Origin of the sequence: Macrococcoides bohemicum (genome assembly GCF_016865215.1) — a bacterium.
GTDB lineage: Bacteria > Bacillota > Bacilli > Staphylococcales > Staphylococcaceae > Macrococcoides > Macrococcoides bohemicum.
Genome location: NZ_CP054482.1, coordinates 1245121 through 1271594, shown reverse-complemented (window position 1 = coordinate 1271594; position 26474 = coordinate 1245121). Strand labels below are relative to the sequence as shown.

At 33.3% G+C, this 26474-nt stretch carries 23 protein-coding genes; 8 read left to right on the top strand and 15 right to left on the bottom strand.

Annotated elements, in window-relative coordinates; all coding sequences use genetic code 11:
• The first annotated feature begins 204 nt into the window (after positions 1 to 204).
• Positions 205 to 576: a VOC family protein gene (locus HT586_RS06505; RefSeq protein WP_203545435.1), complete on the top strand. Its 372-nt coding sequence runs from the start codon at positions 205 to 207 to the stop codon at positions 574 to 576.
• A gap of 50 nt (positions 577 to 626) precedes the next feature.
• Here the strand turns inward: HT586_RS06505 and HT586_RS06500 are convergent, their stop codons facing one another.
• Both HT586_RS06500 and HT586_RS06495 read right to left on the bottom strand, forming a co-directional pair.
• Entirely contained in the window at positions 627 to 1364 is a 738-nt protein-coding gene (locus HT586_RS06500) for a class I SAM-dependent methyltransferase (protein WP_203545434.1), read from the bottom strand.
• A 374-nt stretch (positions 1365 to 1738) separates the two neighbouring features.
• Positions 1739 to 1999, bottom strand: a complete 261-nt coding sequence (locus tag HT586_RS06495) for an NUDIX domain-containing protein (RefSeq protein WP_203545433.1) — start codon at positions 1997 to 1999, stop codon at positions 1739 to 1741.
• Between the two features lie 92 nt (positions 2000 to 2091).
• On the opposite strand from HT586_RS06495, the gene HT586_RS06490 reads away from it, so the two are divergent.
• Together HT586_RS06490 and HT586_RS12410 are read left to right on the top strand one after the other, a co-directional pair.
• On the top strand, positions 2092 to 2286 hold the full coding sequence (locus HT586_RS06490; protein ID WP_203545432.1) for a hypothetical protein: 195 nt from the start codon (positions 2092 to 2094) through the stop codon (positions 2284 to 2286).
• A complete protein-coding gene (locus HT586_RS12410) occupies positions 2259 to 2597 on the top strand; it encodes a DUF402 domain-containing protein (protein ID WP_203546554.1) in 339 nt (112 codons plus the stop codon). Before HT586_RS06490 ends, HT586_RS12410 begins: the two co-directional genes overlap by 28 nt.
• A gap of 51 nt (positions 2598 to 2648) precedes the next feature.
• Here the strand turns inward: HT586_RS12410 and HT586_RS06480 are convergent, their stop codons facing one another.
• Together HT586_RS06480 and HT586_RS06475 are read right to left on the bottom strand one after the other, a co-directional pair.
• Positions 2649 to 3593, bottom strand: coding sequence for a LacI family DNA-binding transcriptional regulator (locus HT586_RS06480; RefSeq protein ID WP_203545431.1), 945 nt, complete (start codon positions 3591 to 3593; stop codon positions 2649 to 2651).
• A 241-nt stretch (positions 3594 to 3834) separates the two neighbouring features.
• Positions 3835 to 4227, bottom strand: coding sequence for a sporulation protein (locus tag HT586_RS06475; protein WP_203545430.1), 393 nt, complete (start codon positions 4225 to 4227; stop codon positions 3835 to 3837).
• 218 nt (positions 4228 to 4445) lie between these two features.
• On the opposite strand from HT586_RS06475, the gene HT586_RS06470 reads away from it, so the two are divergent.
• Both HT586_RS06470 and HT586_RS06465 read left to right on the top strand, forming a co-directional pair.
• Positions 4446 to 5450, top strand: coding sequence for a cation diffusion facilitator family transporter (locus HT586_RS06470; RefSeq protein ID WP_096076573.1), 1005 nt, complete (start codon positions 4446 to 4448; stop codon positions 5448 to 5450).
• A gap of 12 nt (positions 5451 to 5462) precedes the next feature.
• Positions 5463 to 5648 (top strand): 2-hydroxymuconate tautomerase, encoded by a 186-nt coding sequence (locus HT586_RS06465; RefSeq protein WP_096076574.1) that lies wholly within the window; start codon positions 5463 to 5465, stop codon positions 5646 to 5648.
• Positions 5649 to 5691: 43 nt separating this feature from the next.
• Here the strand turns inward: HT586_RS06465 and imm48 are convergent, their stop codons facing one another.
• Together imm48 and HT586_RS06455 are read right to left on the bottom strand one after the other, a co-directional pair.
• On the bottom strand, positions 5692 to 6144 hold the full coding sequence (gene imm48 / locus HT586_RS06460; RefSeq protein ID WP_096076575.1) for an Imm48 family immunity protein: 453 nt from the start codon (positions 6142 to 6144) through the stop codon (positions 5692 to 5694).
• Positions 6145 to 6230: 86 nt separating this feature from the next.
• Positions 6231 to 7172 carry an LCP family protein gene (locus tag HT586_RS06455; protein WP_096076576.1) on the bottom strand — a complete coding sequence of 314 codons (942 nt, stop codon included), beginning with the start codon at positions 7170 to 7172 and terminating at the stop codon, positions 6231 to 6233.
• A 120-nt stretch (positions 7173 to 7292) separates the two neighbouring features.
• Between HT586_RS06455 and msrA the strand changes: the two genes are divergently transcribed.
• The gene (msrA, locus tag HT586_RS06450) at positions 7293 to 7808 is read left to right on the top strand and encodes a peptide-methionine (S)-S-oxide reductase MsrA (RefSeq protein ID WP_188017499.1); all 516 of its coding nucleotides are present in this window, start codon (positions 7293 to 7295) and stop codon (positions 7806 to 7808) included.
• Here msrA and mprF read toward each other — a convergent pair.
• The 4 genes from mprF to glcT form a co-directional block, all read right to left on the bottom strand.
• The gene (mprF, locus tag HT586_RS06445; protein ID WP_203545429.1) at positions 7805 to 10348 is read right to left on the bottom strand and encodes a bifunctional lysylphosphatidylglycerol flippase/synthetase MprF; all 2544 of its coding nucleotides are present in this window, start codon (positions 10346 to 10348) and stop codon (positions 7805 to 7807) included. The genes msrA and mprF overlap by 4 nt on opposite strands.
• 123 nt (positions 10349 to 10471) lie before the next feature.
• On the bottom strand, positions 10472 to 11629 hold the full coding sequence (locus HT586_RS06440; protein WP_096076579.1) for an AI-2E family transporter: 1158 nt from the start codon (positions 11627 to 11629) through the stop codon (positions 10472 to 10474).
• A 170-nt stretch (positions 11630 to 11799) separates the two neighbouring features.
• Positions 11800 to 13854 (bottom strand): glucose-specific PTS transporter subunit IIBC, encoded by a 2055-nt coding sequence (ptsG, locus tag HT586_RS06435; RefSeq protein ID WP_203545428.1) that lies wholly within the window; start codon positions 13852 to 13854, stop codon positions 11800 to 11802.
• A 182-nt stretch (positions 13855 to 14036) separates the two neighbouring features.
• Positions 14037 to 14891: a glucose PTS transporter transcription antiterminator GlcT gene (gene glcT, locus HT586_RS06430; RefSeq protein WP_203545427.1), complete on the bottom strand. Its 855-nt coding sequence runs from the start codon at positions 14889 to 14891 to the stop codon at positions 14037 to 14039.
• 129 nt (positions 14892 to 15020) lie between these two features.
• Between glcT and HT586_RS06425 the strand changes: the two genes are divergently transcribed.
• Positions 15021 to 15995 (top strand): DUF1002 domain-containing protein, encoded by a 975-nt coding sequence (locus HT586_RS06425; RefSeq protein ID WP_203545426.1) that lies wholly within the window; start codon positions 15021 to 15023, stop codon positions 15993 to 15995.
• A gap of 80 nt (positions 15996 to 16075) precedes the next feature.
• Here HT586_RS06425 and alsT read toward each other — a convergent pair whose 3' ends face one another.
• The 3 genes from alsT to parE form a co-directional block, all read right to left on the bottom strand.
• A complete protein-coding gene (gene alsT / locus HT586_RS06420; protein ID WP_203545425.1) occupies positions 16076 to 17575 on the bottom strand; it encodes a glutamine transporter AlsT in 1500 nt (499 codons plus the stop codon).
• Positions 17576 to 17723: 148 nt separating this feature from the next.
• Positions 17724 to 20135: a DNA topoisomerase IV subunit A gene (parC, locus tag HT586_RS06415; protein ID WP_203545424.1), complete on the bottom strand. Its 2412-nt coding sequence runs from the start codon at positions 20133 to 20135 to the stop codon at positions 17724 to 17726.
• The gene (gene parE / locus HT586_RS06410; RefSeq protein WP_238999196.1) at positions 20135 to 22153 is read right to left on the bottom strand and encodes a DNA topoisomerase IV subunit B; all 2019 of its coding nucleotides are present in this window, start codon (positions 22151 to 22153) and stop codon (positions 20135 to 20137) included. Before parE ends, parC begins: the two co-directional genes overlap by 1 nt.
• A 306-nt stretch (positions 22154 to 22459) precedes the next feature.
• Here parE and plsY point away from each other — a divergent pair, with 306 nt between their 5' ends.
• A complete protein-coding gene (gene plsY / locus HT586_RS06405; RefSeq protein WP_203545423.1) occupies positions 22460 to 23047 on the top strand; it encodes a glycerol-3-phosphate 1-O-acyltransferase PlsY in 588 nt (195 codons plus the stop codon).
• Positions 23048 to 23126: 79 nt separating this feature from the next.
• On the opposite strand, the gene HT586_RS06400 is transcribed toward plsY, so the two are convergent.
• Both HT586_RS06400 and acnA read right to left on the bottom strand, forming a co-directional pair.
• The gene (locus tag HT586_RS06400) at positions 23127 to 23558 is read right to left on the bottom strand and encodes an acyl-CoA thioesterase (protein ID WP_096076586.1); all 432 of its coding nucleotides are present in this window, start codon (positions 23556 to 23558) and stop codon (positions 23127 to 23129) included.
• A gap of 101 nt (positions 23559 to 23659) precedes the next feature.
• Entirely contained in the window at positions 23660 to 26368 is a 2709-nt protein-coding gene (gene acnA / locus HT586_RS06395) for an aconitate hydratase AcnA (RefSeq protein WP_203545422.1), read from the bottom strand.
• Positions 26369 to 26474: the final 106 nt, after the last annotated feature.

The window sequence follows — 26474 nt, the reverse complement described above, 5'->3', positions numbered from 1 at the left end:
TTATCGATCCTATTTGTAAGTGTATTAAACAAAATTAACTTTAAATTTTACTAGCAACTTTTAAAATGATTGATTACTTGTTGGATATTGATTTGATTACACATTATCTTTTACTTTAATAGCTAATTAACATTACATCGATTACAATAAAATAGAAATATCAAAAGCGCTCATCGTTTAAATAATGCGTGAGTTTATTAGGAGATGAATTTATTGAAGCAAGTCATGATTTATGTTGATGATTTAGACAGTGCGGTAAAATTCTGGACTGAAACGCTAGAGTTTGTAATCGTACAGGAAATGGAGTTACCCGAGAATTATAAAGCGGTTGAAATCGCACCTAATGTGAATGCTGAAACGTCTCTTACTTTATTTGATAAAGCATTCATTAAGAAATACAGCCCGGAAGTAACACTGGGTACGCCTTCATTAATGTTTAAAGAAACAAATTTCGATGTATTATACGAAAAGCTTAGAGCATTAAATTTAACTGGTCATGACATTGTTGATATGAACGGCGTACATGTATTTAACTTTCAAGATGGTCAAGGGAATTACTTCGCTGTAAGTGAATAAAACAAAGCCGACTGGTTAGTCGGCTATTCTTTCTTACGTTCTTTCATACATTACGACTTTTTCGCTTTTATCACTAAAAACGGTGGTCTATGATTTACTTTCATAATATGTTCCTCATCCCATAATTTTAACGACATTTCTGTATTGCCTGTATCAATTACTCGTTCAATAATGAATCCATTATCGATTATAGTATTCATCAATGTACCAATTGTGCGATGATAACGTATTACTTCAGTATCTAACCACCCTATCGGTCTCGCGCTTTCTTCAAAATAATGATCTAATTTATAGTGATTGAATCGACTCTCAACATGAGACCAATTTTCTTGTTGTTTCGTTGCTGTTGTTAACGGATGTTCCGTAGAAAATAGCAATATACCGTCATTTGCTAATAATTTATTTAATTTTTCCATTAGTAAATTGAAATCTTCAATATAATGAAAAGCCAGACTCGATACTATCGAATCAAATTTAATATCTGTTTCATATGAAAGTATATCAGTTACTACAAAAGATGCGTGTTCATCTTGAACACGTTCTTTTGCATAGTTAATCATGTTATTAGAAATATCTAAACCTACAATTTGCTCTGGATTTAATTCCAACATATATTGAATAAATTTCCCCATACCACACCCAATGTCTAATACCTTTTTTCCTTTTATATCTGGTAACTCTTCCTTCATAACTGGCATTTCGATCATCTCGTTATAACTTAATTTGTTGTTACGAATTTTTGTGTAACCTTTATAGAAATGCTCGTTATCATAAATATTTTGTGACATTTTATTCATCTCCTATTTATACTTGGGCCCAGTAATTATATTTTATAAAACTATATAAAAAAGAATAGACTTATATTATAAAAATATGTATGATGTATTATAGAAGTAGCAAAAATAATTTTACAATAATTTACATATATTTTAACAGCCATCGATTTTTCGATGGCTGTTTTTTTCTTATTCATGATTAATAATATGTTCAAAAATTTTATTCTCACCTAACAACTTGTCTTTTAATACGGCAGGTTGAAGATTAATCTTTTCGATTTCATTTAGTGGAAACCATCGATACGCCATATCTTCTCCATTTTCACATCCTATTATAGATATTCCTCTATTCCATAATGATTTGGAATGACAAAAATAGTAAATGCCTAGTTCATGGAATGACTTTTTTGTGAATGATATGTTTGTTCGATGAAAATAGCACTTTGTTCAATCTCTATGTCAGTAGAAAGTTCTTCAAATATCTCTCTTTTCAACGCTGTTCTAGAATCTTCAAGCATTTGAACTTTGCCACCCGGTGGTGTCCAGTAATGTTTGATATTTTGAAGTAAAATATGATTATTTTCTATAATTAAAGCTGAAGCTCTGTATTTGAAACGCTTATTATCTTTAGTAAATGTGATGTCCATATGTTACTCCTGTAATAATATAATTTTATTTAAAGAATTTTCTGATTAATATATCATATAATTAAATCAATATATTTACAACGGAGGTTTAAATGAAAGAATATAATGTTAATACATATAAATACGATCATACTATTCACTATTTGTGGAAATCTGAACTTATAGAGGAGAATGAATCATACATTCTTCTTAAATCTCTACCACCCAGAAAGCTTATTCATCATACACGTGGTCAAACATTTGTTTATGATAATGCTTCATATCAAAAAGTGACGGTTTTACATTAAATACTGATATTTATCGTAATGGTGATATTGAATACTACTGTAATATATGTTCTCTGCTTATATCAAAAGAGAATAATATAGATATTGTGGATTTAGATATTGATATGATTATCGATAAAGAAGGCAAATATTATTTTGTAGATGAAGACGAATTTGAAATTAAAAAAATAAAATATCAATATCCAGATAACTTAATAATAGAGGTAAGTCACTTGAAAGAAAAATTAGAATCTTTATATCGTTCTAAGGCGTTCCCTTTTGATGGTTTTCTATTAAAACATGTTGAAACTATAATTAATGATGTAAAATAGTAAATTCGGTTAAATAAACGAAATAAATTCTTTTCGCCTATTTAACCGAATTCAAGTTGACTTTCTAATAATTAATTTTGACGGTAATTCTTCTGATGTCGCCGAGTCAGACAGTATTAATTCGACACTACGTTCCCCCATTTGTAATAATGGCAGATCGATAATTGTTATGTTATTTACCTGTGATAGTTCGCCGTTTTCGTAGGATATGAGTGCAATGTCTTCTGGCACTTTAATGCCTTGATTTTGAAACTCTGCATATAGTCCTGCACAGTGTGCATCATTGGTCACTATTAACGCATCTGGTAAGTTCATTTGTTTCAGTATTCTTTGAGCGAGTTGTTTCCCTTCCGTTAAAGATAAACCACTGACATAGATAAATTGCTTGTATTGCATATCTTCAGGCAATGTCGCATACGCTTTTGTGCGTTCATTTGCACTAAATCCATTGTTTCTATGTACTGTGTACCCTATTTTTTTATAATCTTCACTCATGAGATGATTCAATGCTTTTTTCATTGCTTCGTATTGGTTGATAAATATATAAGGGAGATGATCATTCTTCTCCATGAGTACAATTGGGCCATATTCTTCATAGTCGCATATTGTTTCAATCGATAGTTGTTTCGTAATAAATATGATGCCATCAATTGATCGGTGTTTCAACATTTCTAATGCTTTAATTTCTTCGTCTTCATTATAGTGCGTTTCAATCACGATTATATGATAATGATGTGATGATGCCTGCTTAATTGCTCCTTCCAAAATTCTTAAATAATATGGGTTTGTAATCCATGGAAATACTACAGCAATTATTCTACTCTTCCCACGTGACAGATTTACTGCCAGGTGGTTGGGTATATAGTTTAATGTCTTCATTGCCTGCATGACTTTATTCCTTTTTTCTTCTGTTACGTACGGATGATGATTTATCACTCTGGATACAGTGGTTACTGACACACCTGCTTCCTTCGCGATATCACGAATATTTGACATGAAAAAATTCCCCCTTGCTATGAAACGAGTTTCATACATTACTATCAAGTTAAGAAAGAGGTGATTGTAATGTATGGCTGTTTATCACTGATTATTTTATGTGCCATCGAACTATTATTTGTAAGTATTGTACCAGAAGTTGATGATAAATATTAAGGCCTATCAAGGTATGTTTGAAGTTTAATTGAGAATAAAAATAGACAGGCTGCTATTTTTGATTTGCGTCCTATCTATAATGATATTAACTTGATTGCACACTTTCAAAGTAAATTTGATCTTCATCATAATAATCTACTGCATTATCTACAAACACGTGTGTTTTGATATAGAACTCATGGTTATAGTCTTCAATTTCATCATGTGTGTCTAGTATAAAGGGTGCTTCTTCTGTTCCGTCATGCTGTAGAATAACTTTTGATATGGGTAAATCGATTGTGTGGAAGTCGCTTGTTTCATCAGTATTTTCTTTTCTTTCGATTAAAATAAGTTCAATACGATTAATATCTTGCTCAGCTAAGTTTTCTAATTTTACGATACCAGCAATCTGTTCCTCAGGATGAAATGTTGTTTTCTTAACAAGTGTATCAACTTTTGCATCTCCAATTCCTATTGATGTAAGAAGTTCTTTAAACATGATATACCTCCTTATTGCGTATATGAATTTTTAATATAATCTCTCTTAAATTAAATTAATCGTACCATAATGCATGTTAGACTTAAAATAATATCCTTATTCTATTGAAATAATGTTTATTTCTTTTCAATTATGGTTACAGTTATACAACGATTATTAAGGTTTTTCACTTTAATTTCGGTTATAATATAATAATAAAATGAATAAAGGAGTTTTCTATGTCACGTTTATTTAATTTACTCAAAAAAGGTAGTAAGTCTTCATTAATTGCAGCAATCGTAAATTTTATTCTAGGTTGTTTAAAGTTCGGAGCTTACGTATTTACTGGTAACGTCGCTATGTTCGCTGAAATGATGCATTCATTCGGTGATGCTGCAAACCAATTATTCGTATGGGTTGGTTCAGCGGTTTCTAAGAAAGAACCGAACGAGAAATTCCCATTCGGTTATGGTCGTCTTGTGAATATCGTTTGTTTATTTGCAGTGATTATCGTAGCAATTTTAGCCTACGAGACAATTTTAGAAGGGATTCACCATATTCAGCATCCTGCTGCTGCGGGCGATCATAACCCTACGCACTTCTTAATCAACGTCGGTGTATTATTAATTGGTGTTGTATTAGAAAGTTCAGTATTATATAAAGCAGGTAAAGAAGTGTTGGAAGAAGTTCATAAACCAACTACTGGTCTTCACCCTTTCACTACAAGTTATGCCCATTTAGCTAAAGCTAAACCTGCGACGAAGTTAGTATTTATGGAAGACACAGTGGCAACAGGTGGTGGTGTTATCGCTTTAATCGCAGTTATTGTCTCTCGTTTTACAGGATTCACAATGATTGAAGGTATCGTATCAGTAATTATCGGTTTAGCGATGTTCTACGTTGTATTTAAAGTATTTATGGAGAATGCAGCTGGAGCTATCGGTCGTGCTGATGAAGATATGGAAGTTTATGCTTCTAAAATCATTTTAGAGCATCCTGAAATCTCTGATATTAAACGTTTAGTCGTTATGAAAGAAGGAGAAGATAAGCATATTGAAGCGACTGTGGAAACATTAGGTCATCAGTTTAATCTACGTGAATTATCTGCAATCAAGAAAGATTTAGTTACAAAGTTATTACAACAACCACACGTTACAGATGTCAATATCGAAATCATGGAAGATGACGGTACGGATGATTGGATCAGTGGTAAAGGATCATCCGTAAATATAGTCCATAAATAAGGAGAGAATTATATGCCATTTATTACAGTAGAATTACTAGAAGGTCGTTCAGAAGAACAGTTAAAGAAAATCGTTGAAGAAGTGACTGAGGTCGTAGCAACTAATGCGAATGCACCGAAAGAAAATATTCATGTATTTATTAAAGAATTGAAAAAAGATCGCTATGCAGTGGCTGGCAAATTAAAATCAGAATCGTAATTCAAAAAAGAAACCTGTTTGTCCTTAGCGGACAAGCAGGTTTTTATTGTTCATTCGGATTGATTCGTGCAGCCATATTAATGCGTTTCGGTGCCTGTTCAGGTTCTACAACTGCTTTAATATCATTTAATATCATCGTATAATCATTTTGGAAGTCGACAACGCGTCCCCCATCTAAATATTGATCAAGTCCTTTATGGATAATGATATAGATTGATTCATTTTCTTCTTTATTCGTACATGAAATAATATATTGTGTTAAAGCTTCAGCGTAATCAACTGGATAGCCGATAAATTCTGAGATTAATCTGACCATAACAACTTGTATTTCTTCTGCGCCAAAGTCATTTTTTTGTGCATAACCATTGAGTACACCGAAAGCATACGCCACCATTGCCTGATCATCTGCATCACTATGTTCATCGTATACTGGTGATGCTTGTAATGTATTAGCAACGTTCACTGCATACTGGTACATTGCTTCTAAATCATTCATTTGTATCCCTCCATTTAATTCATAATTTATTTTATCATTGTTATATTATGAATGCATATAATAAAAACTCAGTCTTCTGACTGAGTTTATTCCTCTAGGAATTTCTTAATAGCTGTTTTATTTTTCTCTTTATCAATTTCTAATACTGCGCCAGCTTCAGGATAACTCATCTGAGTATAACTATCTTTCACCGGAATGACTAACGTATTTGGATCCTTACTCCCTCTGATTACAAACGAAGTACCTGTTCTAAATATTTCTCCATCTGTCATATCTGTATTGATGTATCCTCTTGCGATACCAGCAAGTTTAGGTGTTTTCAAGATCACTGGAAGACTAACCATTTCTTTCTTTAATGCTCGTATTACTTGCTGTTGACGTCTAACACGACCAAAATCAGCTTCAGCATCATTTCTGAATCGTGCATAGCCTAATAACTCTTTACCATTTAAATTGTGCTTTCCTTCAGTTAGTGTTACGCCGATTTTTTCTGACATATCTTTTTCAACATCAATGGGTACACCGTTCGGTGATATTTCATCTACCATTGCAGAAAATCCTTTAAAATCAACAATGGCATAATGATCAATATCGATATCAAGATTCTGTTTAATCGTTTGTCTTAATAGTTCCGGTCCACCTAAAGTATAGGCTGTATTAATCTTATAATTTCTGTAACCTGGTATTTCAGCATAAATATCACGCATCACCGAAATAACTTTCATCTTTTTATTTAAGTAGTTATACTGGCCGATCATGATAGAGTCAGTTCTCGCAGATCCATCAACCGCTCGGTCCTGTCCTAATATTAATATATTAATCTTTCCATCTTTTTTATTCACACCGTTAAATTCATATTGTTCATGTTTCGGTGCATGTTTTTCAGCTTGTTTTAAGCCACTTTCATAACTTGATTTTATGTATAAAAAACATCCTAATAAAATACAAATAATAAATAATAATATAAACGGTAACTTACGAATACGACGCTTTTTTCGGCGACGTACAGGTGGCGTTTGTCCATCCATAATAAAACACCCTACTTTCCATTCTCCAGTATATTTAACTTATAAAAAATAAGACTAAATTGCAAGCAAATACCTATGGTAATTGTACATTATTATCGTAAAATAATTAAAAGGAGGTAGATTGAAATGAAAACGATATATTTTGCCGGAGGTTGCTTCTGGTGTATGGTAAAACCTTTTGATTCTTTTGATGGTATTGAAAGTGTAAAGAGTGGTTATATGGGTGGACATATTGAAAATCCAACCTATGAACAAGTGAAGACAGGAACGACAGATCATCTTGAAGTCGTTGAAATAATTTATGATGATGCTGTATTCTCATTTGATAAATTATTAGAGATATTCTTTGCTCAAATTGATCCGACAGATGCTTTCGGCCAATATATGGACAGAGGCACACAATATAGAACTGCTGTCTTCTATTCTGATGAAACACAAAAAGTGAAAACAAATGATTACATAGAAAGTATTCAAGATAGCTTTGATAAGCCGATTGTTACTGAAGTTCGTCCCGCTGAAGTGTTCTATTTAGCAGAAGATGAACATCAGGATTTCTATAAAAGAAACCCTGAACGTTACAAGCAGGAACAAATTGATCGTGAAAATTACATAAAGACACAAAAAAATCTGAGCTAACGCTCAGATTTTTTTGATCGATTGATGATTGAATTAATACGAATCATCTGAGTAATGAGTGAACTATCTTTTCGATAAACTAAGTATCTTGATTGCCAGTCAGGGTCAAACTTCTCCTTATATCGACGTAATCCTTTAAAACTATAAAGTCTTGAGATAGAATCAAATATCTTACCTGCTAGACGTTCTCTATAAAAAGCATGTTTATGACTGCCTACATTTGATAGTGGTGCCATTCCCATATTAAATGAATGATAGCCCTTCTCTTTCATTAATAGCATTGTATTTAAGTATAAACCATCCATCATTTGGAGTTCATTATCTTTCCAGCGTATCATGTCGACTGAAAATGAATTGTTATAATATGTTGGCATATATGATATAAAGCCAATAATTTCACTATCATTTCTAATAACTCCGATCGGTGCTTTATTTAAATAATCATGTTTAAACTGGCCTACCGAAAAATTCATTTCGTTACGTCCATCTAACCATTCATTAGAAACTTCTAGTAATTGAGCAATTAAACAATCATCAAAAGGAGGCTCTAGCACTTCATAGCGATATCCTTCTGTTTCAAATTTATTGACAGTAGCTCGAAATGCGCGTTTTTTCTTTCCGCTGATCGTAAAGTCTTCAAGTGGAATGACTGCTTCCTCACCTAGTTTAAAGAATATATTTCCGAAATCATGATACATCGGTAACAGATGAGATTGAACTTGATAGAATGCGACGTCATAACCATAATATTCCGTCTTATCATAGAACTGTGTCAGTAAACATTGGAAAGATCCCTTATTTCCTATTGGATCACCTAAAACGATAATACTATCATTTTTGAATTGGAACATGACAAATGCATCACGCTCATCATTCGTAAAAAATAATTTATCACCAGTGAATGCCAGATGACTCACAAAATTTCCGCCATAAGTCTGAATAATTTTGTCTATCTCCTCTGTTGACATTTGCATATCAATTTTAGTTTTAAATTTTTTATTGAAGAGATAAGAGAGTGTAAACGTCACACCTGCAAATAATACGATTAAAAGCAGGAAATAATATTTTAGTAAGTTACTATCGAAATCAATATTTTCTGAGCGAATCAAATCTTCTAATTGTAATGAAAGTAACCATCCGTTGATTGATAATAACACGATTGATGAAAGAATGGTTAATCCAGCTCTTTTTAATGTCATTGGTCTTCTAATCGAACTTACATTCCGATTGCCGATAAACAATAGTATTAACACAATAAATAGCCAGATATAAATGAGAAAGTTTCCATATGTCAGATATACGACAATCAGTAAAATACTTACTGCGACCATACTCATTACATGCGAGCGTCTTGTGTCATACATAATACCCTTAGCATTAATGATTAATATCAGCGCAGCCACTCCATATAATGCGGCTAGAAATAAATACGTATTATGTTTCACATCATAGATAGCTTCTATGATTACTAAGCCGTTACTTAAAAATAATAAGAGACCAGTAATACCAACAATAATTCCTAATGCAATTGCCGGAAGTTTTACAATTACGTCACGTAAAATGCTTAAAAACAAATTACTTGTCTCAATTGCTGGACCAACATATTTATGATCTTCAAAACGATCTTCAAATTGTTTTCTCGCCACACCTCTATACTCGAAAGTCGATAATGCAAGTGCAAGCAGGAATGGTACAAAGTAATAAACTACGCGATAAATAAGTAAAGCAAGTAATACTTGTTCTTCTGTAATTCCAATGGCTTTAAAACCTACAAGAATCATTAAGTCAAATGCACCAAATCCACCTGGTACGAGTGATATTAACCCTGCTAAAGCTGCTACAACAAATATGCCGATGACAACCTCAAATGGTACGGGATTACCAATACATTTAAAGATTAGGTACATTACGCCACTTGCTGCAATCCACTCCATTGCAGAGACTAAAGTAAATTTTAATCCTAATAATTTATCCTGATTGACCGGTTTTATAAATGTATATACTAAAAACACGGGTAAGAACAAAGCAGTGATAATTAATGCAATGTTATACCATGGGTAGTGATCAAAGGCATGCGTGTTATTAAATAAATTGAATATGATACCTAGACTTAAAATGCTCATTCCTGAAATCATTGATAATAACAATAAGGAGATTGCTTTAACTAAAGTTCTTTCGTCATCAGCATAATTTCTATAAACTAGTAATCGCAGTCCAGCACCAATTATGCCTCCGAATCCAATTACAGCGTTTAATGCATTCGCTATAAAACTTGTGTTCAATAACTTTTTCTTAGGAATTGATAAATTTAAATTTTTAGCCAATACAAAGTCATATAACGATAAAAACATTACAGCTAAAAACCCTGATATAATCAGACCAGCGAGTTCATAAGATTGCAACGATTTAAACGCAATATAGGTTGCTTTATAATCAATAGATGATAATTCACCGATTAATTTATAAAAAATAAAAACAAATAGAAAAGCTATAAATAATATTTTTAGTTTGTTTTGGTGGTTATTTAAAAATGTTTTCATACTTACCCACTTTCTATGTTAAAAAATGTATTTAAATATTGTTTATGTAAAAAAACGATAATACTATTGTACATGTAAATAACATTTTTGCAAAATCACAAAAAAATGAAGCATAAACAAGAGTTATGCTTCATTTTTATTAATCTCATATGGACCATGTGCATCCTGAAAATATTTATTATATCGTATTTTAAATTTATGGAAGAAAAATTGTACTAAAACTTTCATAATTGCGTATAGCGGAATGCCAAGAATAACACCGATTATACCCAACATATTCCCAGCACATAGCAGAACGAAGATAATTGTAAGTGGATGAATCTTCATCGTTTTACCCATAATACTTGGAGAAATAAAATGACCTTCTAAAAATTGTACCGCCATCCACACAACAGCTAACTTCAATAGCATAAGTGGTGAGTCAACAAGTGCGATGATGATTGCCGGACTGATGGCAATCATCGGTCCTAAATAAGGCACAACACTTGTAACTGCAGCAATACACGCTAAGATAAGTGCATATTCCAGTCCTATAATTTTATAACCGATAAACAGTAACACTCCTATACAAAAAGCAACAATCATTTGTCCCTGAATATATGAACCAACCTGGACATTCATCTTCTCCAGAATTTCATTGAAATCACTGCGATAGCGTGGGGGTAATAATTTGATCAAATAGCTTTTAAATTGTTTACCGTCTTTAAGTAAAAAGAATAATACAAAAGGAAATGTCATAATTACCACTGCTACACTAGCAATTGTGCCGATAATAGATTTTAAACGAGATGAAAAGCTACCAAGATAATCTCCTACTTTATTAGGAAGATCGCTTAAGTTCGTGTTCACCCACTTTTGAATGTCCTGCATATATGGAGCAATACGTGAATTAGATGCAATATCATTAAACTTATTAAGGATATGTTTCATATAATCCGGAAAGTTTGCTACAAGACTTAGTATTTGCTGTTCGATTAAAGGTATTAATACAGTAATAAGTATTGTAAAAACACCGATAATTAATAAAAACAAAATAATAATCGCATAAAGTCTTTTGACCCTATTGCGTTCCAGTAAATCTACGATTGGATTTAATAGATAAAAAAGTATAAAAGCTAAAATGATTGGGCCAATAATCGTATTAAAGATAATTAGAAGTGGTTTAAATACAAATGATACTTTAGCAAAAACAAAGATTAATATCCCTACTAAAATAAGGACACATAATGAAAAGATGAGATTTTTTCCACCTAAAAAACGCATAAATCGATTATCCTGCATGGATTTTTTCCTCCTTATATTTTTGTCTTAATTTTACTAAATAATTTAAAGTTTACATAATGAAGTTATTGTATTCTAAAAGGGTGAATATAATATCAAATTTAACCATAATTATCATAAAAAAGCAAATTAGGGACTAGCATGTGCTAGCCCCTAATTGTACTAAATGATTATTTGATATCTAAAATTACATCTCCAGCAACTGTGTGACCATATTTAATATTGTGCATTGATTTATCAGTTAAGTTTGTAAATATGATTGGTGTGATATCACTATCAGCATTTGCACGAATATAGTCTAAATCTACTTTTAATAAAGATTGACCTTTCGTTACATGATCGCCAGGTTTAACTAACATTTCAAAACCTGCACCTTTCAATCCAACTGTTTCTAAACCGAAATGAATTAGGACTTCAATACCATCATTACTTTCAAGACCAAGAGCGTGTTTTGTCGGGAAGTCCATCTTAACCTCACCGTCAAATGGTGCAACAACTAATCCTTCTTCTGGTTTAATCGCTACCCCGTCACCCATCATTTTTTGACTGAAAACTTGATCAGGAACCGTTGAAAGCTCTACAACTTCACCAGTAATTGGTGCAAAGATTGTTGTAGCATTATTTGTTGTAGCATTTGATGTTGCAGGAACAGCTTCTATTGTTTCCTCTGCTTTTACAGCACCTGGATCTTCGATATGCACTTGTTCCGGACGCGTAACTTCACCAGACATAATACGTGCCATTTCATGTTTAATCTGATCTGACTTTGGACCAAAGATAGCCTGCATGTTATTACCAACTTCTAATACACCTGCAGCACCTAAAGCTTTTAATTCTGGAACATCAACTTTAGATTTATCTTTAACTTCAACACGAAGACGTGTAATACATGCATCTAAATGTTTAATATTTTCTTTACCACCCATTGCATCTAACACACTGAAAGGTAATTCATCATTAGAAGTTACTTTATTCACAACCTCTTCATCTTCTCTACCAGGTGTTTTTAGATTCAATTTTACAATAAAGAATCTAAATACTGAGTAGTAAATAACTGCATATACTAATCCCACAGGAATTACTAACCACCAAGGTGTTCTTCCTTGTAAAATACCGAAAGTGAAGAAATCAATAAATCCTCCTGAGAACGTATAACCTAAATGTAAATCCATTAAATACAAGATTAAGAATGATAATCCATCTAATACTGCATGAATAAAAAATAATACTGGTGCAACAAATAAAAATGAAAATTCTAATGGCTCAGTAATACCTGTTAAGAAAGATGTTAAGGCTGCAGACGCCATTAAACCACCAACGAATTTTTTCTTTTCCGGTTTAGCAGTATGATATATTGCTAAAGCTGCTGCTGGTAAACCAAACATCATGACTGGGAATTCACCCTGCATAAATGCACCTGCTGTTAATGGGACTTTATCTTGAATTTGAGCCATGAAAATATTTAAATCACCATGAACAACTTTTCCTGCTGCATTTGTATATGTTCCAAATTCGAACCAGAATGGTGCATGGAAGATATGATGAAGACCAAACGGAATAAGTAATCGTTTAATCATACCAAATGCGAAGACTGCTAATGCTTTATTTTCTTCCATTAAGTAAAGTGATAAGCTATTCATTCCACTTTGTATTGCCGGCCAAATAAAGAACATTGCAATCCCTAGTATAAAAGCACTAAAAGCTGTAACGATTGGTACAAAGCGTTTTCCGGCAAAAAATCCTAAAAATGGCGGTAGTTGAATATTATAAAATTTATTGTATGCCCAAGCAGCTAAAATACCAATAATAATACCACCAAACACACCTGTTTGTAATGTTGGAATACCTAATACAGTAGCATAACCAGGACTAGAACCAACATTTTCAGCATTAATGCCTCCAATTTGTCCCATTGTAACGTTTAACACTAAGTAACCAACGAATGCTGCTATAGCTGCAACACCGTCACCACCAGCTAAACCAACAGCTACCCCGAGTGCAAAGAGCAGTGGCAAGTTATCAAAAATAATTCCACCTGCGGCTTGTAACATCGAAGCAACTTTGACGATAATGTCATTGCTTAAAAACGGGAAAAAATCAACTAATGATTCAGTTTGTAGAGCAGCACCGATACCTAGAAGTAAACCGGCTGCTGGCAAGATTGCTACCGGTAACATCAATGCTTTACCGATACGTTGTAATTGACCGAATAACGTTTTGAACATATTTTTTTCCTCCTAAAATGTTTTGTTTAGATTGTTATAGACTATGTAAAAAATATAATGAATACAAGTCTACATGCATCATCAAAGCTACATACATATTCACAAAATACAAAGCAAACAAAAAAGACATAAGTATATACTGGTCCCTTTGTACCAGTAATAACTCATGCCTGCTTTATCAGTTACACGTTATCTACTTCAGTATTAAATGCTTGAATATGCATTGTAAGATATACAAGCTCTGATTCATAAACAGGCTTGTTTAAATGCGTCTGCATCATCTTAACAATCTTTACAGCCGTATTGTAACACATTGGATATTGAACTTTCAATAGGTTTTCTAATTTTTTTTGTTCAGGCATACGTTCATCTGCCATCACACGTTGTACTGCAAAACTAATATGTCTAACAAATCTTGAATAAGCAATAGAATCCTTATTAATATTTACTTTCAAATCCTGTTCTATCATATGAATGGCTTTTGTAATGACTTCTGCCATCATATTCATATCACGAAGTGAATGATTATTTACGGAAGAATGAATATGTAATGCAATAAATCCTACTTCAGTTCTAGGAAAATTAACCTGAAGTCTATCATTTAACATTTGAACAACTTGTTCAGCAATTAAAAATTCTCTCTGATATAATGCTTCTGTTTCTTTTAAAAATGGATTTGCAACAAAAATACCATCTTTATAACGTTTTAAAGCAAATATGATATGATCTGTTAGTGATAAAATGATTTTATCGTCCATTTGTCCATCCGTTCGCTTATCAATAAATTCCACAATCTCAATTACTGTTGCAATGACATGGTCATCTGTTAACGTCATTAAATTTTTATAGCGTTCTTGTTCCTGTTCAGTTTTAAGTTCGAACATTTTTTCTATTTTATTTAGATCCTGATCACTTATTGGATGTCCGGCTTTCTTATTGAAGCCTATACCTTTTCCGATCAATACAACTTCTTTATTATTTTTAAGCGCAATTAATACGTTATTATTCAGAACTTTATCGACAATATATTGTCCCATATTAAATACCTCATTCCAAAGACCTATGTGTTCAATTTAGTTACATGGTAAAATAATGATAGCTACATAAATAGCAGCTATATTAAATATAGTGAAACTTAATATTAAATAAAAATTGGAGGGATTAAGTTGAAATTATACAAAAAGTTATTATTCATTTCAATAGCATTATTACTCATTGTAGTTCCATTTAAAAATGCTGATGCTGTTACTGAAGAAGCCTGGTCAGAAGCTGTAACTGTTTACGGTGCTGCCCTGGAACAAAATAGTGATCTGCAAAATAAAACTAAATCTTTACTTGGTACTGATGATAGTGATAAGACAACTTATGTTCATGCTGCAGATTTAACGAAATATTTAGGTTTACAATCAAACGACAGCGTTTTAAAATCCAGTATTCGTATCAAAAAATTATCAGCTGGTTCTGGTCTTTCTTTAAATATAAACCAATCAGCAGGTAAAATCACTAAAATTACCGAAGATACTTATAAAAACGCATTGCTCACTGCTGGTGTAACGGATGCTGAAGTTACAATTGCAGCGGCAGAAGATGTTACCGGTGAAAGTGCATTAGCTGGCGTATATAAAGCATTTGAAGCACAAGGTGAAACAATTGATACAGCACAAACGCAAGCCGCCCAAAATGAATTGAATTCAATTTCAAATATTAATGCAGAAAATGCTGGCAAAGAAGGCTTCTCTCAAGAACAATTAAATAAAGCAATCGCTGAAGCTAAAGCAGAAATTGCTAAGCAAGGTGCTAACTTAAATACAACTGAAATTAAAAATATCGTTGTTCAGAAGATTGAAAACAATGGTCTAAATAATATTATTTCAGACAACCAAATTAACATCATCGTTAACTTTATTAGTAACGCACAAAATTCTGGTGTATTCAGTGGAGAAAATAAAGATAAGTTTATCAATGGCGCAAAAGATTATGTCAATGAGATTAAAAATTCAGATGGCTTTAAACAAGCCGCTGATAAAGCGAAAGATATGGGGAAAAGCATTCAGGATTCACTTGAAAAAGAAGGCGTATGGGATAAATTTATGAACTTCATTCAATCGATTATCGATGCAATTATGGGACTATTTAAATAATGACATATTAAAAGAATCAGTGTATGATTTCATACGCTGATTCTTTTTGACTTTATTTATATAACTTTTTTACTATTTAATTATTTAATCTTTTTCATGTCAATATTATCCTGTTCAGAATGATATTTGTAAGGATTCTCTCCCCAAGTCTCCACAGATGATAAGTCTGCTTTTACATTTTTAGTCTTAAATACAGGGTTTAAACCTTTTTTACGTTGCTCATCATAATCTTTAGCAACTTCAAACACAACATGTGCTAATCCAATGATCGCAGTAATATTTAAGATAGCCATTAATCCCATAAATAAATCAGCAGTAGACCACACAGTTTCAACTTTAATTACAGCGCCGAAAAATACCATCAGTACTACTAACAATCTGAAGATAAACATAACTGTTTTATTTGTTGTTAAATATTCGATGTTTGATTGTCCGTAATAATAGTTACCTAATACAGATGAATAAGCGAATAAAAACACTGCAATTGTCAGGAATACTCCGCCAAATGAACCAATATGACTATTTAAAGCTGCTTGTGTTACTTCAATCCCTTGAGGTGCTTTATCACCAAACTCTAATCCACCATATAATAAGATCATTATCGCAGTTGCTGTACACACTAACATCGTATCGAAGAATACACCAAGTGATTGTATTAATCCTTGTTTAACCGGATGACTTACTGCTGCAGTAGCTGCTGCATTAGGAGCAGACCCCATACCTGCTTCGTTTGAGAATAACCCACGTTTAATTCCTTGCATGATGGTAAATCCTAATGCACCACCAAATGCTGGTTCTAATCCAAATGCACCTTTTACGATTTGCATAAGCATCGGTATAACGTCACCTATATGTGTGATTAATACAAACAATACGATAACGATATAAAGAATCGCCATTACAGGAACGATTGCTGTTGAAACGTTGGCAATCCAGCGCACTCCACCAAAGATGACAAGTGCCGTTATCACAGCTAAAAAGATTCCTGTCCAGAATGGATCAAAATTATATTGTTCTTTAAAACTAGCAGCAATCGTATTTGATTGTACCGTATTAAAAACAAATGCAAATGTTACTGTAATAAGAATGGCAAATGTTGTACCTAACCACTTTTGACCTAATCCATGCTCCATATAGTAAGCTGGCCCACCACGGAAACCACCTTTTTCATCTTTTACTTTATAAACTTGTGCGAGTGTCGCTTCAAAGAAAGCACTTGCAGCACCGAAGAATGCAATTACCCACATCCAGAATACTGCACCAGGTCCACCTAAGACAATTGCCGTTGCTACACCAGCGATATTACCAGTACCTACTCGGCTCGCTGCACTTATAGCAAACGCCTGAAAAGATGAAATACCTTTTTTCCCATCTTCGAGTGTTTCAGGTTTCTCACCGATTACCCTAAACATCTCTTTCAACCATCTAAACTGAATAAATCTTGAACTTAAACTAAAGAAGAACCCAGCGAGTAATAGTAATCCGATTAAAAATTCAGTCCATATCAAATCATTACCAGCAGTGACAATCGATTTAAACCACTCTGGTATCATTGCATCAAAATTTACATTCGAAAACATATAAAACCTCCATATCCTTTAATAAAAATAATACAAAGTTCATTTTATCATAGAATATGAAGGTTTCAATTTTTATTTTAATATATACAAAATTATTTACTATATAATAATTAACTATCAAACGACATTTAACAATTATCGTTACTGTTTATTCATCATCAAACATAAGATTAAATGTATCAATCTGTCCAAATTCTTTTTCATCTACGATAAAACTACCATTTGTATATCGGTCAGCGTTACGTATCGTTTTTGTATTTGACTGATATATTTCATTTGAAGAAGATAATGTAAAGTTTACATCATCGGTTATGATATATGCATTAACTACTTTATGCGGATTAGATTTGAGTTCTTTTAAGATAACAACGCCTCTATTCGCTCGTTTACTCTCTTCAAATAAACCTACTTTCATCTTTTTCATTGCTCCACGTTGCGTAGCAATAATGAGGTCACTCTCGGGATAAATTAATTCAGTTGAAATAACTTTATCATTATCTTTAAGATTAATTGATTTTACGCCCGCAGCTTTTATCCCGATATTATTGATTTCGGCTAATGAATAATGTAATGCAAAACCATTTTGAGTTACTACGAGAATATGTTCTTCACCAGTTACAGATTGTATTGCAATAACCTGATCATCATCTTTTAATTTCATACAGACAATCGGTCTTGAGAAACGCGTCACATTAAAATCATTAAGTAATGTTCTTTTGATCATTCCATTTTTTGTTGCTATCATAATACTTTGATCCTGATTGAAATCAGGAACATTGATCATTCCAACAACATGTTCATTTTGAGTAAGCGGAACAATTTGCGATATATGAGTACCAAGCTCTTTCCATCTCACATCAGGTAACTGATGAACAGGAATATAAATATAGTGTCCTAAGTTGGTAAACACAAGCAGTACATCCTGTAGATTACTTTCTTTATAATCCAGTATTGAATCTCCTTCTTTAGTACCAAGCTCATATAATCCACTCGCACCAAAACTTCTTGGAGAAGTACGTTTAATATAACCGTCTTTCGTAATACTTATAATCGTTTCTTCACTAGGTATTAAAATCTCTTTAGAAATCTTGATTTCCTGAATCTCATCTTCAATAACACTTAATCTAGGTTCACTAAACTCTTTTTGTACGGCTTTAAGTTCACGTTTAATCACCGACATTAAATGTTTTTTATCATTAATAATTTTCTCAAGTTTTTCTAAAGTAGCCTTTAATTCATCATGTTCATTTTCTAATTGTACAATATCAGTATTCGTTAGACGATATAACTGTAACATCACAATGGCTTCAGCTTGCGCTTCTGTAAAATCATATTTTGTTTTTAAATTTTCTTTTGCATCACTTTTGTTTTTAGACTGACGAATCGTTTCTATCACTTCATCTAATATCGACAATGCTTTAATGAGCCCTTCAACAATATGCATTCGTTTTTTAGCCTGTTCTAATTCAAATTGACTACGGCGTAAAATGACTTCTTGTTGATGCTTAATATAACTTTGTAACATTGCTTTGACACCCAAAAGACTTGGGCGTCTATCACTGATTGCTACCATATTAAAGTTATAAGCAACTTGTAAATCAGTATTTTTATATAGATAGTTTAATATACCTTCTGCATTTGCATCTTTCTTAAGTTCTACGGCGATTCTTAAACCATTTCTATCTGTTTCATCACGAACTTCAAGAATGCCTTCAATCTTCTTATCTGCTCTTAATTCATCAATACGTTTAACAAGTGTACTTTTATTCACTTCAAATGGTATTTCAGTGATTACAATCTCTTCTCTGCCACCGCGTAATTTTTCAATCTCAACTTTACCACGTACAATCGCTTTACCTTTGCCCGTTTCATATGCTTGTTTTATACCTGATTTACCTTGAATAATCCCACCTGTCGGAAAATCTGGCCCTGGCATGACTGTCATAATTTCTTCAGTAGTAACATTAGGATTATCGATAATCATTAATGTGGCATCGATTACTTCACTCAAATTATGTGGTGGAATATCAGTGGCATAACCTGCAGAGATACCCGTTGACCCATTGACTAATAGATTAGGATAATTTGCAGGTAAAACCATAGGCTCCATTGCAGTATCATCAAAGTTTTGTACCCAATCAACAGTATCCTGATTAATATTACGTAATAATACACTGGCAAGTTTTGATAACTTTGCTTCTGTATAACGCATAGCGGCAGGAGGATCATTATCTATACTACCGTTATTACCGTGCATTTCAACGAGAACATGACGTAACTTCCAGTCCTGACTCATACGGACCATGGCATCATAAACTGAAGTATCACCATGAGGATGATAATTACCGATAACGTTACCTACTGTTTTAGCACTTTTTCTAAAGTTTTTATCAAATGTATTACCTTCAGTGTGCATCGCAAATAAAATACGACGTTGTACTGGTTTTAGACCATCCCTGACATCCGGTATCGCACGATCCTGAATAATATATTTACTATAGCGTCCAAATCGATCACCAATAACATCTTCTAAAGGTAAGCTTTGTATATTTTCCTGCATTACGCTATACCTCCTTCAGATAAATCTACATCTTTAATTACAGCAACATCCTCTTCTTCTTCAAGCAACAATAATTCATCACTTTCAAGAATGCTGGCATCTTCCTGCATGCCAAATTCAACATTTTGTTCAATCCAGTCACGACGAGGTTCAACTTTATCACCCATTAATGTTGATACACGTTTCGCACTTCTTAATTCATCGTCAATTTCCACACGTATTAATGTACGGGTTTCAGGGTTCATCGTTGTATCCCATAGCTGATCAGCATTCATTTCACCTAAACCTTTATAACGCTGTAAAATAAATCCTTTTCCTACTTTTTTCTGCACATCTTTTAGTTCATCGTCCGTCCATGCATATTCAATCACTTCTGATTTACCTTTGCCTTTAGAAACTTTATATAAAGGCGGTAACGCTATATATACTTTTCCTGCTTCAATAAGAGGTCGCATATATTTAAAGAAGAATGTAAGTAATAATACCTGGATGTGCGCACCATCTGTATCTGCATCCGTCATTATAATCACTTTTTTGTAATTGCTATCTTCAATATTAAAGTCATTGCCGACACCTGCACCAATCGTATGAATAATGGTACTGATTTCTTCATTCTTTAGAATATCTTCAAGCTTAGCTTTCTCTGTATTAATTACTTTACCACGTAATGGCAATATGGCTTGAAATTTTCGGTCACGTCCTAGTTTAGCAGAACCACCGGCTGAGTCACCCTCTACTAAATATAGTTCATTTTTCTCTGTATTTTTACTTTGAGCAGGTGTTAATTTACCTGACAACAATGTTTCTTTACGTTTGTTCTTCTTACCATTTCGAGCCTCTTCACGTGCCTTTCGTGCAGCATCTCTTGCTTGTGCTGCTTTTACAGCTTTTTTCACTAGAACCTGGCTGAGCTTACCATTCTCTTCAAAATAATACGGTAGCTGTTCAGTGAGCATCGCATCTACAGCACTTCTTGCTTCGCTTGTCCCAAGTTTAGATTTCGTTTGACCTTCAAATTGTAATAAATGTTCAGGAATCTTAACAGAGATAATCGCAGTCATACCTTCACGAATATCATTACCATCTAGATTTTTATCTTTTTGTTTTAATTCGCCTATCTTTCTCGCATATTCATTAAACACACGAGTCATCGCAGTCTTCATACCCACTTCATGTGTTCCGCCATCTTTCGTACGTACGTTGTTAACAAAAGAAAGTATGGTCTCTGAATACTGATCATTATATTGGAAGGCAACTTCCACTTCAATTTCATTTGATGTACCATTGAAATGCGCTACTTCATGTAAGGTTTCTTTACCCTCATTAACGAATTTTACGAAATCACTTAAACCATCTTCAAAATAAAAATCATCGTGACGCTCCGGAAATACTCTATTATCCATAATCGAAATATGTAAGTCCTTCAATAAGAATGCTGATTCGCGTAAACGTTCGCTTAATGTTTCATAATTATATTTCGTCGTTTGTTTAAAAATAGAAGGATCCGGTTTAAAAGTAACACTTGTACCTGTCTTCTTAGATTTACCGATCTCTTCTAAAGTAGTTACAGGTACGCCACCATTTTCAAAACGTTGTTTAAAGATTTTCCCATTATTATGAATTGTAACTTCTAACCATTCACTTAACGCATTAACTACAGAAGCCCCTACACCGTGAAGACCACCAGTTGTTTTATATCCACCCTGTCCAAACTTACCACCTGCATGTAATACAGTAAATATAACCTCTGGTGTCGGTTTACCTGTCTTATGCAGACCTGTCGGCATCCCACGTCCATTATCTGTTACTGTTACAGAATCATCTTCATTCAAAATTACTTCTATTTTATTACCATGCCCATTTAATGCTTCATCGATAGAATTATCTAAAATTTCATACACAAGATGATGAAGCCCTCTCGTGTCAGTCGAACCGATATACATACCAGGTCTTTTTCTAACTGCTTCTAACCCTTCTAAAACTTGTATCGATTCATCATTATATTGATTTTTCGGCAAAATATTACCCCCTACAAACATACGTTCGTTTAATTTATACACATTCACTATTTTAACTAATCCCTATATTTTTGCAAGTATTTATACAAAAACATTAAAGTTTACATAATATATTTATAGTAGTAAATGGTTGTGCTCTATTCAACTTTATCATAAACATTATAAAAACGGTACGGGCTATCATAGATGAATTAAAATATAGCGATGGAATTTTAATAATTATTTTCTATTTCATCCGAATAAGCTATAATAAAAGTATAATTTTATGAATAACTATTAGTACCTGCTAATATAAGGAGAGATTTTATGATAATAGCGATGATGTTAATCGCAGCATATTTAATCGGTAGTATCCCTACTGGATTAATCATTGGTAAATTATTTTACAATATAGATATTAGGCAACATGGCAGTGGTAATTTAGGTGCAACGAATACATTTAGAATACTCGGTAAGAAAGCAGGAATATTTGTAACAATCTTTGATGTTTTAAAAGGTACAATTTCTGCATTGTTCCCAATGATATTCCACCAAAATATTCATCCAATCATTATCGGTGTTGTAGCTGTTATCGGTCATGTATTTCCAATATACTTAAAATTTAAAGGGGGTAAAGCTGTTGCCACAAGTGCGGGTGTTATACTTGGTACAAATCCAGTGCTTTTCTTAATAATAGCCATCATCTTCTTTACGTTATTATTTACAACTAAAATGGTATCACTAACAAGTATGCTTACAAGTATCGCAAATTTTATCGGCTCTCTGTTTTTTGAGGATAAGATTTTAATGGGTGTATCATTTCTGATTATGATTGTGATTATTGTAAGACATAAATCTAATATAGAACGTATTATGAATGGTACTGAATCTAAGCTTAACTTTAATAAGAAATAAGTCCAGGCAGTAAATGCTGAAATTAAATATAGGATTGCACCAAAAAAGCCGGGTCAACTTTGACTCGGCTTCTGTTTGTTTATTGTGCTTCTTCCATAGCAACAAATTCCTGATATTTAGCATGCCACTCAGGATAATAACGATCTAAACGTATTGGTCGATCACTACCTTTCTTCAGTACGACATGCGTCGTTTGTCCTTCGGCAGCAATCACCCCATTCTCTTTTATCACTTCGTATGCATAGACAGTTTTTAGTTTTGAATAAGAATGTATCCATGTTTTAATTGTTATCTTTTCAGGATACGTAATAGAACGTTTATATTTCACACTTACATCTAATACTGGTGAAATAAGATCATCTTTTTCCATATCAGCATAGCTGAATCCAGCTTTTTCAATAAAATCAGTTCTAGCAACTTCAAACCATATTAAATAATTTGCATGATAAACGACATCCATTTTATCTGTTTCTGCGTAACGTACTTCGATTTCTTTCTCTGTATAATACAAATTGGTCACCTTCTTAATAATGATAACTCTATTCTATCAAACATTTAGTACTTGATACTAAAAAAAGACCTATGAATATTTAATTCATAGGTCAAATATTTTTATTGTGTTAATTTATCTCTTAAAACCATTTGTAAAATGCCGCCATGACGATAGTAATCTAACTCTACTTCTGAGTCAAATCGTGCTAAAGCGTTGAATTCAACTATAGTGCCATCAGTTTTCACTGCAGTTACTTTCACTTCATCACGTGGTTTGATACCTTCGTTGATTTCAACAGAGAATGTTTCAGAACCATCTAATCCTAATTTATCAGCAGAATCACCTTTTAAGAATTGTAATGGCAATACACCCATCATCACTAAGTTAGAACGGTGAATACGTTCGTAACTTTGAGCGATAACTGTTTTAACGCCTAATAGGTTAGTCCCTTTTGCAGCCCAGTCACGACTAGAACCCATACCGTAATCATTTCCAGCTAATACGACTAATCCTTTGCCATCTGCCTGATATTTCATACAAGCATCGAAAATCGGCATTATTTCGCCCGTTGGCCAGTAAGTTGTAAATCCACCTTCAGTACCTGGTGCGATTTGGTTTTTAATACGGATATTTGCAAATGTACCACGCATCATAACTTCATGGTTACCACGACGAGAACCGTAAGAGTTGAAATCACGAATTTCAACACCATTTTCTCTTAAGTATTTTCCTGCTGGTGTATCTTTACCGATAGCACCTGCCGGAGAAATGTGGTCAGTTGTAACTGAATCACCAAATTTACCCATAACCGCTAAATCTTTAAGCGGTGCAATACTTCCTGGCTCTTTTGATAACCCCTGGAAGAATGTAGGATTTTGAATATACGTAGAAGTAGGATCAAAATCATATAATGGTTGATCAGTAGACTCAATTTGATTCCACATTTCGTTTGAATTAAAGACATTTTCATATTCTTTTCTGAATAATTCTGGTGTTACAACAGCATTAACTTCATTTTTAACTTCATCAATTGTTGGCCAGATATCTTTTAAGTAAACATCTTTGCCATCGTGTCCTTTACCGATCGGATCATTTTGTAAATCGATATCAACAGTACCCGCTAAAGCATAAGCCACAACAAGTTGCGGTGAAGCAAGGTAGTTTGCTTTCACTAACGGATGAATACGGCCTTCAAAGTTACGGTTACCTGATAATACAGACGTTACTAATAAATCTTCATTTGAAATTGTTTCTTCAATTTCAGGTAATAACGGTCCTGAGTTACCGATACATGTCGTACATCCGTACCCTACAGTATTAAAACCTAATTGATCAAGATATGTTTGTAATCCTGAATCTTCAAGATAACCCGTTACAACTTTAGATCCCGGTGCTAATGACGTTTTTACATAAGCTGGCACTTGTAATCCTTTTTCTACAGCTTTTTTAGCAACTAATCCAGCACCTAACATAACGTATGGGTTTGATGTATTCGTACAAGATGTAATCGCCGCAATTGCAATATCTCCCGTTTTCATTGTGATAGATTTACCATCAGCAAGTGTGGTTGATGCAGTCTTATCAAATTCTGCTTTATCTAATCCATGACCTTGATTACCTGCTTTTGCAGTAATAGATTTAACGAATTCTTTTTTCATATTGCTTAATTTAATCAAATCTTGTGGACGTTTAGGTCCAGATAATGATGCTTCAACCGTAGATAAATCAAGAGTTAATGTGTCAGTATATGTTGGATCTTCTTTATCTGTTGTAAAGAACATATCATTCTTCACTAAATATTCTTTAACGAGCTCAATATGTGCTTCATCGCGACCAGTTAAACGCATATAATTTAAAGCTTCTTCATCAACAGGGAAGAAACCACAAGTCGCACCATATTCAGGTGCCATATTGGCAATTGTCGCGCGGTCTGCAAGTGGTAAATTCACTACGCCCGGGCCAAAGAATTCAACAAATTTTCCTACTACACCTTTTTTACGTAATTCCTGCGTTACACGTAATGCTAAGTCAGTTGCAGTTGTACCTTCAGGAAGCTCTCCAGTAAGCTTAACTCCAATTACTTCTGGTACTGGGAAATATGATGGTTGACCAAGCATACCCGCTTCAGCCTCAATACCACCTACACCCCATCCAAGTACACCGATACCATTGATCATCGTTGTATGTGAGTCAGTACCTACTAATGTATCAGGGAAAGCAACTTGTTCACCATTTACGTCACGTACGTGAACAACGTTCGCTAAATATTCTAAGTTTACTTGATGTACGATACCTGTTGCTGGTGGAACTGCACGATAATTATCAAATGCTTTTGTCGCCCAGTTTAAGAATTGATATCGTTCTTTGTTACGTGCAAATTCTAACTCCATGTTGCGCTTTAGCGCAGTTTCATTACCATAAGCATCTACTTGTACCGAATGGTCAATTACTAAATCAACAGGTACTTCCGGATTAATTTTCGTAACATCTCCACCAACATCATCCATTGCTTTACGAAGTGATGCTAAGTCAACGACCGCAGGTACACCAGTAAAGTCCTGTAAAATAACACGTGACGGTTTAAACGGTACTTCAGCGTTTGGATCATTCTTTTTGCCCCATTTAACTAAATGCTTAATATGATCTTCATTAATTACACGACCATCATATTGACGTAACACTGATTCTAGTAATACACGAATAGAATAAGGTAAATTTTTAATTTCACCTAAACCTAATGATTCTAAAGATTTTAAACTATAAAACGTGTACAATTTACCATTTAATTCAAATGTCTGTTTAGCAGTTTGTTGTAAATTTGAATTCATTTTGCGTTCCCCCTAAAGATTATTAAAGCCTTTACATCCCTATTTTAATCAAAATAGATTGAGAAGTAAATATTATCACATTCCAAATAAGCTATACCGGTTTATA